This is a genomic window from Allobosea lupini (assembly GCF_900109525.1).
GTDB lineage: Bacteria > Pseudomonadota > Alphaproteobacteria > Rhizobiales > Beijerinckiaceae > Allobosea > Allobosea lupini.
In genome coordinates, this window is the sequence record NZ_FOAN01000003.1 from 17369 (window position 1) to 29789 (window position 12421).

Below are 12421 nucleotides of genomic sequence, written 5' to 3' on the forward strand. Positions count from 1 at the left end.
GTCATGCGGCGTCTCCGGTCAGGGCGGTATCATCGTCGGCACCGAGATAGGCGGCGATGACTTTCGGGTTCTGCCGGATCGCCTCCGGCCGCCCCTCGGCGATCAGTGCGCCATAGTCGAGCACCAGCACATGCTGCGAGATGCCCATGACCAGGTCCATGTGATGCTCGATCAGCAGAACGGTGACACCTGCCTGCTGGATGCGGCGGATGACCTCGCCGAGCTCATGCGTCTCCTGCGGGTTGAGGCCCGCCGCCGGCTCGTCGAGCAGGAGCAGCTTAGGCTTTGAAGCGAGCGCGCGGGCGATCTCGAGCCGCCGCTGCAGGCCATAAGGCAGGCCTTTCGCCGGCTCGTGAGCGCGCTCGCCAAGGCCGAGATCGGTGAGCAGCGCCAACGCGTCGGCGCGGGCTGAGGCCTCCGCCTGGCGGCTCGACGGCAGCCCGAGCAGCGAGGCGACAAAGCCGGTCTCGATATGGCGATGCGCGCCGAGCAGGACGTTGTCGAGGGCCGAAAGCTCGCCGAACAGCTTGAGGTTCTGGAAGGTGCGGGCGATGCCGAGGGAGGCGACGCGATGCGCCGGCCAGCCGGCGATCTCCTGGCCCTCGAAGCGGATGGAGCCGCTGCCCGGGGCGACATGGCCGGAGAGCAGGTTGAGCAGCGTCGTCTTGCCGGCGCCGTTCGGGCCGATCAGCGCATGGACCTTGCCGGCGCTGATCGCGAAGGAGACGGTGCGCACCGGCACGATGCCGCCATAGGCCTTGTAGAGATCCTTGACGACGAGGATCTCGCCGCCGGCCGTTGCGGCCGACGCCGCCAGAGCGCTGTGGCCGGCGACCGCGGCCGCAGCCACTTTGCCCTGTCGCCAGCGCGCAGCGAAGCCGGAGACGGCACCGGCGATGCCGTTCGGCATCAGATAGAGCGAGAACAGCAGCAGCGCGCCATAGGTGAAGTGCTGCAGCGCCGGCCAGCGCGCCAGCCAGGCATCGAGCATGGTCAGGATCACGGCGCCGAACAGCGGCCCGTAGAGCGAGCCCGAGCCGCCGAAGATCACCACGACCAGCAGGAAGATCGAAAGGTTGAAGGTGATGAAGTCGGAGTTGAAATACTGGTTCTGCTGCGCGACGACAGCGCCGGCGAGGGCGCAGGTCACCGCGGAGATGACGAAGGCGAGCGTCTTGGCCCGCACCACGGAGATGCCGACCGACTGCGCCGCGGGCTCTGCCATCTGCACGCCGAGGAAGGCACGGCCATAGCGGCCGGCGAGCAGTGAGCGCAGCATCAGATGGGTGGCGATGCAGAGCGCGCCGACGAACCAGACCCAGTGCAGGTTGGTGAAGCTGACGCCGGCTATGGATGGCGCGCTGATGCCGTAGAAGCCGGCCTGGCCCTTGAAGATGTCGGTCCACTCCGTGACGATCTTCTCCACGACGATGCCGAAGCCGATGGTGACCATGGCCAGACTCGGGCCCGAGACGCGGACCGACGGCATGGCGATGACCAGGCCGAAGATCGCGCCGAAGCCGCAGGCCAAGAGCAGCGACAGCCAGGGCGAGAGGCCCCATTCGATATTGGCGATCGCCGCGGTATAGGCGCCGACGGCGAAGAGCCCGGCATGCCCCAGCGATTTCTGGCCGGCATAGCCGACCAGCACGTTGAGCCCGGCAGCCGCGAGATAGTTTACCCCGATCGTGAACAGGATCTGCAGGTAGAAATCGTTGAGGCCGAACAGGGGCACGAGCGCCAGCGCTGCTGCCAGCACCGCCAGCCCGATGGCGTGGGCGAGCGCCGGCATCAGATCTTCTCCACGCTGCGCGCGCCCATCAGTCCGCTCGGGCGAACGACGAGGACGATGATGATCAGCAGGAATATGGTGATCTCGCGCATCTCGGCACGCCAGAGCCCGACCAGCGCCTCGACGATCCCGAGCAGGAAGCCCCCGAGCATGCAGCCGCGCGGGCTGGTCAGGCCGCCGACGATCGCGGCGGAGAAGGCCTTCAGCGCGATGCCGAGACCGATGAAGACGGAGGCCGTGGTGATCGGCGCGATCAGGATGCCGGCGAGCCCGGCGAGCGCCGAGGAGATGACGAAGGCGAGGATCACGATCGTCTCGACATTGATGCCGACGATCGCCGCCGCCTGCGGGTTGAAGGCGACGGCCCGCAGCGCCTTGCCGAAGCGCGTCTTGCGCAGGACGATGTCGAGCACGGCCATGACGGCGACCGCGACGACCGCGATCAGCACCTCCTGCGGGCGAATGCCGGCGCCGGCGATGCGCCAGACCTCGCTGCCGAGCGGCGAGGGCACCGCGATCGAGGCCGGGCCCCAGATCGCCAGCGCGGTGTTCTGCATGATGATGCCGAAGCCGATCGTGCTCAGCACCCAGTTGAGGCCGCCGGCGCCGACGAAGGGCTTGATCGCGCAGTAATAGAGCGCGATGCCGATCGCGCCGACCACGACGACGCTGGCGATGGTCGCCAGCACATAGGCCGTCATCGTCATCTCGGCCTGGGTGAGATTGCCGAAATGCGGCTTGCCGGCTGCCAGCAACAGCAGGGAAACGCCGACCAGGCTGCCCGGCACGAGGAAGGCGCCCTGGCCGAAATTGAAGGTCTTGGTCGTGGCGTAGGTGATGTTGAAGCCGAGCGCAATCAAACCGTAGATCGCGCCCAGCGCCAGACCGCTGGCCAGAGCCTGAAGGAATGCCGTCATCGTCTCTCCGCGCGTCCTTTGCGCCGACGCCGAACCTTGTGATCAGAAATCACGCGGTCGTCCCGGGCGACCGCAGGGAGACCCGGGACCCATTCCGGAACGGTTCGGGCATGGGTCCCGGATCTTCGCTACGCTCGTCCGGGACGACTAGCATAAGGGAGCTACGGACCGATCAGCGCTTGAGATCAGCTGCCGTCAGGCCCTTGACCACGGCGTCGTCGAGCTTGACCACGCGGCCGTCCTTCCACTGCGCGAGGTGGAAGTCGGCGACGCCGAGCGCCTCGTGCTGCTCCTTGCTGAACGGCTTCTCGTATTTTTTGATGATGCCCTGAACCGCGCCGAGGTTCTCCAGCGCCGCCTGCAGCTTCGGGCCGTCGGTGCCGCCGGCCTGATTGATCGCGGCGGCGATCAGCATCACCGCGTCATAGCCTTGCGCGGCCGAGACGAAGGCCGGCATGTTCGGATGCTTGGCGACAAGGCGCTTGTGCAGCGCCGCCGCCCGGTCGCTGGCGTCTTCCGTGGTCGATGCCGCGAAGATCGTCTTCTCGGCGAGCTTGGGGCCGGCGATGTTGACCAGCGGCGTGTTGATCGAGCCCCAGGTCGAGAGCAGGCCGGGGTAATAGTCCATCTTCTCCATGCTCTTCAGCACCTGCGCGGTCGCATCCGCCAGCGAGCCGGTGATGATCATGTCGGCGCCGGCCGCCTTCAGCTTGGCGAGCTGCGAGGTCATGTCGGTGTCCTTCGGCCCGAACTTCTCGATGCCGACCGGCTTGATGCCGTGCAGGGTCAGGATCTCCTGGAGGTCCTTGGTCGCCGCCTGGCCGTAGCCGGTGGTGTCGGCGATGATCGCGATGTTCTTGCTCTTCGACGCCTTGACCGCATAGGCGGCGAGCAGGGCGAGCTGCTCGCGATCGACCATCGACACCCGGAAGATGTAGTTCTGCGGCTCCTTGGCGTAGCGGGCGGTGATGTCGGTCGCGGTCGCGACATGCGAGATCACCGGCACCTTCTTCTGCTGCGGGATGTGCAGCCAGGCGAGCGCATTGCCGGAGTTGGTCGGGCCGACCACGGCCGCGACCTTCTCGTTGTCGATCAGCTCGTTCATGTTCTGGATCGACTTCGGCGGCGCGCCGGCATCGTCACGGACCACGCCGACGACCTTGCGGCCGAGCACGCCGCCCTGGGCGTTGAGGTCATCGATCGCCGCCTGGAAGCCATAGAGACCGGAAAGGCCGAGCTCGGCCGCGCCCGAGGCCGACTGGTCGGCATTGTAGCCGATCTTGATCTCGTTCTGCGCGAGGGCCGGCAGCGACAGCGCCATGCCTGTCGAGACCAGCAGGGCACCGAGCGTGCGGCGGGTGATGCGATTGTCCATGAACGTTCCTCCGGTTGTCGTCCGCTTGCTGCGGTTCTGTGGTGAGAGTTGAAAAAGGTCAGCCCTTGCGCCGCTCGGCGAGCAGCTCGCGTGCCCGGTCGACGCGGACGTCATGCGTGCGGGCGAGTTCGGTGGCGATCGCCTCGATCTCGGCACCCTCCGCCCCGGCGACGATGGCGATGTTGCGGGCATGCAGCGCCATATGGCCGCGTTGAATGCCTTCCGTCGCCAGCGCCCTGAGCGCCGCCATGTTCTGGGCGAGCCCGACCGCGACGGTGACCTCGGCCAGCTCCTGCGCCGTCTGGACCCCGAGCAGGCGCAGCGACCACTGGGCCAGCGGATGGGTCTTGGTGGCGCCGCCGACCAGGCCGAGCGCCATCGGCAGCTCGATCGAGCCGACGAGGTTGCCGTCCTTGTCCTCCTCCCAGGTCGTCAGCGAGGTGTAGCGGCCGCTGCGGGCGGCATAGGCATGGGCGCCGGCCTCGATCGCGCGCCAGTCATTGCCGGTCGCGACCACGACGGGGTCGATGCCGTTCATGATGCCCTTGTTGTGGGTGGTGGCGCGGTAGGGATCGATCGCGGCGAAGGTATAGGCGTCGAGCATGCCGTCGATCATGCGCCGGCCCGAGAATTCCTTGGTCGCCAGCGCCGCCTCGGGAATGGTGACGCTGGCGCGCGCCAGCCGGAGATCGGCGAGGTTGGAGAGGATGCGCAGGCGCACCGTGCCGCCGGTGATGCGCTCGACGATCGGCGCCACCGTCTCGGCCATGGTGTTGACGGTATTGGCGCCCATCGCGTCGCGGACGTCGACGAGCAGATGCATGACGACGATCGGGCCGCGCGGCGTCTGCGGGAAGACATGGACCTCGATGCCCTGGCAGCCGCCGCCGAGCGAGACCAGCACCTTGTCCTTGGCATTGGCGGCAGCGACGATCTCGGCCTGAGCCGCCAGCAACTTGTGGCGCGCGCCCTCGGGATCACCGACGCCGAGCAGCTGGACCTGCGCCCGCATGATCGGTCGGTCGCTGGAGGTGCGGAAGCCGCCGGAACCGCGGGCGATCCGGGCCATATAGGAGGCGGCGGCGACGACGGAGGGCTCCTCCACCGCCATCGGGATCAGGTAGTCCTTGCCGTTGACGGTGAAATTGGTGGCGATGCCGAGCGGCAGTTCGAAGGTACCGACGACATTCTCGATCATGCCGTTGGCGAGTGTTAGCGGCAATGCACCGGGCTGGGCCAGCAAGGCGCGGTCGGCATCGGCGAGCCCGGCCGCCGCGACAGCCTCAGCCAGTCGCTCGGCGCAGCTGAGATTGCGGTAGTTCTCGATGCGCGAGTTCACCTCGCGCCCGGCGGCGCTGCGCGCCTCGGCCGTCACCATGTCGTGTCCTCCCCAGCCGGGGTTTTTCATGCGCCTCGCGATCGGCATCGGCGCTTCTTCGGTTGACAAGCTCGGACAATCGCCGGAGAGCGGCAAGGCACAATTTTCGCAATGTCCCATTCTCTGTACCAGTGGATTGACTGGTACAGCCGCGAGGCTTGATGGACGAGCAGGTCGACAGCAACCGCACCGGCGCGATCGTTGCCCGGATCAGCCGGATGATCGACGAAGGGCTGCTCCAGCCCGGCCGGCGCATGGCCTCGCTGCGACTGGCGGCCGGCGAATACGGCGTCTCCAAGAACACCATGGTCGAGGTCTATGACCGACTCGTCGCCAGCGGCCGGCTCGAGGCCCGCCGTGGCGCCGGCTTCTATGTCCGCGCCCCCGGACAGCGGCCGAGCGAGGCGCCGCCGCCGCATATGAGCGAGGCGATCGACATCGTCTCGCTGCTCCGCGAACAGCTCTGCCAGGTCCATCCCGTTCGCGTCGGCGACGGCCGCCCGCCGCGCTCCTGGATGGAGGATTCCGAGCTCGGGCGGCACTTGCGCGTCCGCAGCGGCAAGGGCGACCTGCCGATCGAGCACGGCTACGGCGATCCGGTCGGCTACGCCCCCTTGCGCACGCAGATCGGGCTGATGCTGGCCGAGCGCTCGATCCAGGTCTCGCCGGCGCAGATCCTGATGACCTTCGGCGCCAACCACGCGCTCGACCTGATCATCCGACAGTTGCTCCAGCCCGGCGACACCGTGCTGGTCGACAGCCCCGGCTATTACCCTCTGTTCGGCAAGCTGAAGCTCGCCCGCATCGAGATGGCCGGCATCCGGCGGCTGCCGGACGGGCCGGATCTCGATGATCTTTCCGCGCAGATCGCGCGGCACCGGCCAAAAGTGTTCTTCACCCAGTCACTGGCGCACAACCCGACCGGCGGCTCGATCGCCCTGCCGATCGCGCATCGCCTGCTGCAGCTTGCCGCCCAGCACGATCTCGTCATCGTCGAGGACGACCCCTTCGCCGACGTGATGCCGGCGAGCGCGCCGCGGCTCGCCGCGCTCGATCAGTTGGAACGCGTGATCTATCTCGGCACCTTCTCTAAGACGCTCTCCGCGAGCCTGCGCATCGGCTATGTCGCCGCGAGCCCGGCGCTCGCCCGCTCGCTCGGCGACATGAAGATGCTGACCGTGGTCAATTCCTCCGGCTATCTGGAGCGGCTGGTTAGCGACCTCATCGCCAGCGGCCAGTACCGCCATCACCTCAAGCGCCTGAAGGAACGGATCGGCAAGGCGACCCGCACCGCTTTCACCGGTCTGGAGCGCCTCGGCCTGCCGATCTTCTCGCGACAGGGCGGCGGCTACTATCTCTGGGTCGGTCTGCCGCCGGGTCTCGACGATCTCGCGCTGGCGCGCCGCGCCTCCGAGCAGGGCATCTTCATCGCGCCCGGCACGGTCTTCATGCCTGAGCGGCATCAGCTCGAAGGCAATGAGCGAGTCTCGGGCATGCGAGTCAACGTCGCCTATGCCGACGATCCCGCCCTCATGGCTTTCCTCCAGGCCGAATTGGCGAGCATCTCCTAGCACCAGCGGCGCCGAACTCAGTCGATGTCGGCTGGCGTCAGGCGGCGGACATGGCGGCGCAGGACAGTCTCGAACGTCGCCAGCGCCGGCGAGACCGAGCGGCCGCTTGGCCGGATCAGTACGATGTCGCGCGCAATCGCCGGGTTCGCCAGCAGCCTGGCGAGGACCCGGCGATGCGGCGCCGCCGCCCGCGCATAGGTCGGCAGCACGGCGACGCCGAGGCGGGCCTCGACCAGCGCCAGGGCGGTGGTGATCTGCGCGACCTCATAGGCCGGCACGAGTGGAATGCCGACGGTCTCGTAGGCGACCTCGACCAGCAGCCGGATACCGCTGTCGCGGGTCAGCGTGATCAGCGGCTCGCTTTGCAGCTCGCGCCAGTCGACGTCCGCATCGGCGAAGCGGCTGCCTGGGCTGCAGAACAGCATCAGCTGGTCGCGCGCCATCGGGATGCGCTCGATACCGTCCTCGATGGCGGCGAAGGTGCCGAGTCCGCAATCGACCCGGTTCGTCCTGACGGCTTCGACGATCGTGTCGGTGCGCGCGTCGAGCACCGCGACCTGCACGCCGGGAAAGCGCTCGCGCATCTCCGCAATCGCCTCGGGCAGGATCGCCGCCGCCAGCAATGGCGGGGCGGCGACGGTGATCTTGCCACGCCGACGCTCGGCGAGATCATTGGCATTCTGGATGGCGAGGTCGAGATCATGGACGATCTTGGCGGAGGCGCCCTGGAACTCCCGGCCCCCCTCGGTCAATTCGACCCGGCGCGTCGTGCGGTCGAACAGGCGGATGCCGAGCGCCTGCTCCAGCTCACGCACCAATTGTGACAGCGCCGGCTGCGCCATGTGCAGGCGCTCCGCCGCCTTGGTGAAGGTGCCGAGCTCGGCGACGGCGAGGAACGCCTGGATCTGTCGGAGCGTGACTGCCATCACGATTTATAAGCAGATCTTCTGAATTCAGACAAATAAGCTGAATTCCATATGGTCATGGCCAAGGCCATCATGCCCCGACATCGCGCCGCTGGCCGCTCCGTTCGAGGCTTTTCATGACCGCCTATCCCGATCTCAAGCTCTATATCGGCGGCGCCTGGCGCAAGACCTCCGACAGCCTGCCTGTTCTTAATCCGGCCGATGAGAGCGTGATCGGCGCGCTTCCTGTCGCCGCTCGCGCCGATCTGGACGATGCGCTGTCGGCGGCCAGGGACGGCTTCAGGGTCTGGAGCAGGATGTCGCCGCGGGCCCGTGGCGAGATCATGCTTAAGGCCGCCGCGCTGATGCGGGCCCGCATCGACGAGATCGCCCATGCGATCACGCTGGAGCATGGCAAGCCCTTCGCCCAGGCGCAGCTCGAGGTGATCCGCGGCTGCGAATTCTTCGAATGGGACGCGGCGGAAGGGCAGCGTACCTATGGACGGGTGATCCCGAGCGAGCCCGGCATCAAGTATGTCGTGATGCACCAGCCGATCGGCATGGTCGCGGCGTTCTCGCCCTGGAATTTCCCGATGAGCCAGCCCGCGCGCAAGATCGCCGGGGCGCTCGCGGCGGGCTGCTCGATCATCCTGAAGGCGGCGGAGGAAACCCCGGCCGGCGCGCTCCACATCGCCCGCGCCTTGCACGATGCCGGCCTGCCGCCGGGCGTGTTCAACCTCGTCTTCGGCGTGCCCGCCGAGATCTCATCCTATCTGATCCCGCAGGAGCAGACCCGGCTGATCGCCTTCACCGGCTCGACCGCCATCGGCAAGCATCTGACCCGGATCGCCGCCGATCATATGAAGCCGGTGCTGATGGAGCTCGGCGGCCATGCCCCCGTGATCGTCTGCGACGATGTCGATCCGGTCGCGGCGGCGACGGCGTCGGCGATCCGCAAGTCGCGCAATGCCGGCCAGGTCTGCACCTCGCCGACGCGCTTCTTCGTGCAGGAGCCGATCTACGAGGCCTTCGCCCGGACCTTCGCCGAGAAGGCGCGCTCGGTCGTGGTCGGCAACGGCCTCGATGCCGCAACGCAGATGGGCCCCGTCGCCAATCATCGCCGCATCGAGGCGATGGAGATGCTGGTCGCTGACGCCAGGGCCAAGGGTGCGCGCGTTCTCGCCGGCGGTGAGCGCATCGGCAATCGCGGCTATTTCTTCCCGGTGACCGTGCTCGCCGATGTGCCTGATGATGCAAGGGTCATGCGTGAAGAGCCGTTCGGACCGCTCGCGGTGATCAACCCGGTCTCGACCCTGGACGACGCGATCGCCAAGGCGAACGGCCTGCCCTTCGGCCTTGCCGCCTACGCCTTCACCCATTCCGCCAGCCGGGCCGACCGTCTCGCCGACGAGATCGAGGCCGGCAACGTCTCGATCAACACGCTGGAGGCCTCGGTCGCCGAGGTGCCGTTCGGCGGCGTCAAGGACAGCGGCTATGGCCGCGAGGGCGGCGCCGAGGGTTTGGCGCACTACACGACCATCAAGACGGTCTCGCACCGCATGGCGATCTGACCGGCAGGCGACAGGGAGATTGCCTACATGAAATACGCCAGGAAGGACGCGAAGGCTTACACCCGCGCCAATATGAAGGGCATCTGGGCAGCCGCGCTGACGCCGTTCACCTCCTCGCTCGCCATCGACGAGGACGGGTTCCGCGAGAATATCCGGCACTGGACAAACGATCTCGGCATCGACGGCCTGTTCATCGCCGGCAAGCAGGGCGAGTTCTTCGCGATGTCGGTCGAGGAGCGCAAGCGCAGCTTCGAGCTCGCCGTCGAGGCCACGGCCGGGCGCGGCCAGACGATCATGTCCTGCTCCGACCAGAACATGGATGTCGTCATCGATCTTGCGAAGCACGCCCAGAAGGTCGGCGCCGACTACATCGTCGTGCACGCGCCGATCCTGCACTTCTTCAAGGCGCAGGACGAGACGCTCTACCAGTACTACCGGACTATCGCCGAGCAGGTCGACATCGGCATCGCGCTCTGGAGCCATCCGGACTCCGGCTATCTGATGAGCCCGCAGCTGTGCAACCGCCTGGCCGACATCGAGAACGTCGTCGCGATCAAGTACAGCGTGCCGCGCGCCATGTATGCCGAGCTGACCCGGCTCGCCGGCGACCGCATCCTGGTCAGCACCGCCTCCGAGGAGGAATGGCTCGACAACATCGTCGAGCTCGGCTGGCAGGTCTATCTCTGCTCCTCGCCGCCCTATCTGATCCAGACGGCAGCGGACCGGCGAATGCGCGAGTATACCGACCTCGCCTTCGCCGGCGAGGTCGAGAAGGCGCATGCAGTGCGCGACAGCCTGAACCCTGTGCGCGAGGCGCTGCGGACGACGCGGCCGGCCGAGAAGCCGCACGCGCATCAGAAATATTGGCAGGAACTGCTCGGCCAGGTCGGCGGCCGCGTGCGCGCGCCGCTGCTGGAGCTGACCGAAGCCGAGAAGGCGGCGACGCGCGCCGCCTTCGAGAGCTGCGGGCTGCAGCTTGCCGGTACACCGCTGGCCAAGGCTGGCTGAGACTTAAGGCTTGAACGACGGGAGAGACGGATATGGCGAGCGAAGGACGGCTGAAGGCCTTCAATTTCAAGAAGTGGATCGCGGAGAACGAGCACCTGCTGAAGCCGCCGGTTGGCAACAAGAAGGTGTTCGACGACGGCCAGATGACCGTGATGGTCGTCGGCGGGCCGAACCAGCGCGCCGACTACCATGACGACCCGGTGGAGGAGTTCTTCTACCAGCTCAAGGGCGACATGATGCTGAAGCTGGTCGATGACGGGAAGCACTACGACGTCACGATCCGGGAGGGCGACGTCTTCCTGCTGCCGCCGCATGTGCGCCACTCGCCGCAGCGCCCGCAGGAAGGCTCGATCGGGCTCGTGGTCGAGCCGGCGCGCCATGCCGACCAGGTCGACGGCTTCGAATGGTACTGCTTCGAGTGCAACGGCCTGGTGCATCGCATCGAGCTCAAGGTCGGGGATCTCGTGAAGGACCTGCCGCCGCTCTACGAAGCCTTCTTCGCCGACGAGAAGGCCCGCACCTGCAAGCAGTGCGGCGCCGTCCACCCCGGCCGGAAGCCGCCGGCCGGTTGGGTCGCGCTCTGAGCGACGACGAAGGTGCCGGTTCGTCCGGCCACTTCGCGGCTCTTGCGCGCCCATTGGAGATTGCTTTAAGCTTAAAATAATTTCTGACAATCCGACGCGAATGATCGGAGGAGGGGAACCATGCAGCACCGTAAATCAGGATACCTGGGTTTGATGCTGGCCGCCGCCGTCGCCATGCCAGCGTTGGCCCAGCAGGCGCCGGTCAAGATCGGCATGGTCACGACGTTGTCGGGGCCGGGCGGCTATCTCGGCCAGGACATCCGCGACGCGTTCAAGCTCGCCATCGACATGAACGGCGGCAAGCTCGGCGGCGCGCCGGTCGAGCTCGTGGTCGAGGACGACGCGCTGAAGCCCGGCCAGGGCAAGCAGATCGCCGAGAAGATGCTGAAGACCGACGGCATCAAGATCATGACCGGGATCGTCTTCTCGAACGTCGCCGGCGCGACCGTGCCCGATATCGTCGATGCCGGCGCGCTCTATGTCAGCCCCAACGCGGCGCCGTCGAACTTCGCCGGCAAGGAGTGCAACGAGAACTATTTCGTCGTCTCCTGGCAGAACGACAGCCTGCACGAGAGCGCCGGCCAGCACGCCACCAATCTCGGCTACAAGAAGGCCTTCATCCTCGCCCCGAACTACCAGGCCGGCAAGGATGCGCTCGCGGGCTTCAAGCGCCTGTTCAAGGGCGAGATCGTCGGCGAGGTCTATACCAGGCTCGACCAGACCGATTTCGCCCCGGAGATGGCGCAGATCCGCTCGGCCAATCCCGACGTCGTCTTCCAGTTCCATCCGGGCGGGCTCGGCATCGCCTTCTTGCGCCAATACCAGCAGGCCGGCCTGCTCGGCAAAACCCCGATGGTGCTGGCCGAACCCTCGCTCGACGCGACCACGCTGAAGGCGGTCGGCGACGCGGCGCTCGGCCTCAGCGTCACCGCGCACTGGAACACCGATTTCGACAACGCCGCGAACAAGGCGTTCGTCGAGGCCTTCACCAAAGCCTACAACCGCGTGCCGACCTATTACGCCAGCCAGGGCTACGACACCGCCCTCGCCATCGCTTCGGCGCTGAAGGCGACCGGCGGCAAGGCCGATGTGCCGGCATTGCGCAAGGCGCTCGCCAAGGCCGATTTCCAGTCGGTCCGCGGCGCCTTCAAGTTCGGCCCGAACCAGCACCCGGTCCAGGACTGGTACGCACTCAAGGTCGAGAAGGGCGCCGACGGCACGCCGGTGCTGAAGACCTCGGGCAAGGTGCTGAGCAATCACAGCGACGCCTACGCCAAGGATTGCAAGCTCTGAACCACTGACAAGCTCCCGCATCGACGG

General features: G+C 67.1%; 10 protein-coding genes. 5 read left to right on the forward strand and 5 right to left on the reverse strand.

Annotated elements, in window-relative coordinates; genetic code table 11:
• Position 1 precedes the first annotated feature (1 nt).
• The 4 genes from BMZ21_RS09545 to BMZ21_RS09560 all read right to left on the reverse strand — a co-directional run bounded on the left by BMZ21_RS09545 (position 2) and on the right by BMZ21_RS09560 (position 5462).
• Positions 2–1792, reverse strand: coding sequence for a branched-chain amino acid ABC transporter ATP-binding protein/permease (locus tag BMZ21_RS09545; RefSeq protein WP_091832532.1), 1791 nt, complete (start codon positions 1790–1792; stop codon positions 2–4).
• A complete protein-coding gene (locus BMZ21_RS09550; protein ID WP_091832535.1) occupies positions 1792–2709 on the reverse strand; it encodes a branched-chain amino acid ABC transporter permease in 918 nt (305 codons plus the stop codon). The genes BMZ21_RS09545 and BMZ21_RS09550 overlap by 1 nt, the downstream gene beginning before the upstream one ends.
• Positions 2710–2881: 172 nt before the next feature.
• Positions 2882–4084: an ABC transporter substrate-binding protein gene (locus BMZ21_RS09555; RefSeq protein ID WP_091832538.1), complete on the reverse strand. Its 1203-nt coding sequence runs from the start codon at positions 4082–4084 to the stop codon at positions 2882–2884.
• A gap of 58 nt (positions 4085–4142) precedes the next feature.
• Complete coding sequence (locus BMZ21_RS09560; RefSeq protein ID WP_091832541.1) at positions 4143–5462, reverse strand: hydroxymethylglutaryl-CoA reductase, degradative; 1320 nt, start codon at positions 5460–5462, stop codon at positions 4143–4145.
• Positions 5463–5623: 161 nt separating this feature from the next.
• Here BMZ21_RS09560 and BMZ21_RS09565 point away from each other — a divergent pair, with 161 nt between their 5' ends.
• The gene (locus BMZ21_RS09565; RefSeq protein ID WP_091832544.1) at positions 5624–7033 is read left to right on the forward strand and encodes an aminotransferase-like domain-containing protein; all 1410 of its coding nucleotides are present in this window, start codon (positions 5624–5626) and stop codon (positions 7031–7033) included.
• 17 nt (positions 7034–7050) lie between these two features.
• Here the strand turns inward: BMZ21_RS09565 and BMZ21_RS09570 are convergent, their stop codons facing one another.
• Entirely contained in the window at positions 7051–7959 is a 909-nt protein-coding gene (locus tag BMZ21_RS09570; protein WP_091832547.1) for a LysR family transcriptional regulator, read from the reverse strand.
• Between the two features lie 116 nt (positions 7960–8075).
• Here BMZ21_RS09570 and BMZ21_RS09575 point away from each other — a divergent pair, with 116 nt between their 5' ends.
• From BMZ21_RS09575 to BMZ21_RS09590, 4 genes are all read left to right on the forward strand, one after another.
• On the forward strand, positions 8076–9509 hold the full coding sequence (locus BMZ21_RS09575; protein ID WP_091832550.1) for an NAD-dependent succinate-semialdehyde dehydrogenase: 1434 nt from the start codon (positions 8076–8078) through the stop codon (positions 9507–9509).
• Between the two features lie 27 nt (positions 9510–9536).
• Positions 9537–10517, forward strand: coding sequence for a dihydrodipicolinate synthase family protein (locus BMZ21_RS09580; protein ID WP_091832553.1), 981 nt, complete (start codon positions 9537–9539; stop codon positions 10515–10517).
• Positions 10518–10549: 32 nt separating this feature from the next.
• Complete coding sequence (locus tag BMZ21_RS09585; protein ID WP_091832556.1) at positions 10550–11101, forward strand: 3-hydroxyanthranilate 3,4-dioxygenase; 552 nt, start codon at positions 10550–10552, stop codon at positions 11099–11101.
• Between the two features lie 153 nt (positions 11102–11254).
• Positions 11255–12394, forward strand: coding sequence for an ABC transporter substrate-binding protein (locus BMZ21_RS09590; protein WP_244543786.1), 1140 nt, complete (start codon positions 11255–11257; stop codon positions 12392–12394).
• Positions 12395–12421: the final 27 nt, after the last annotated feature.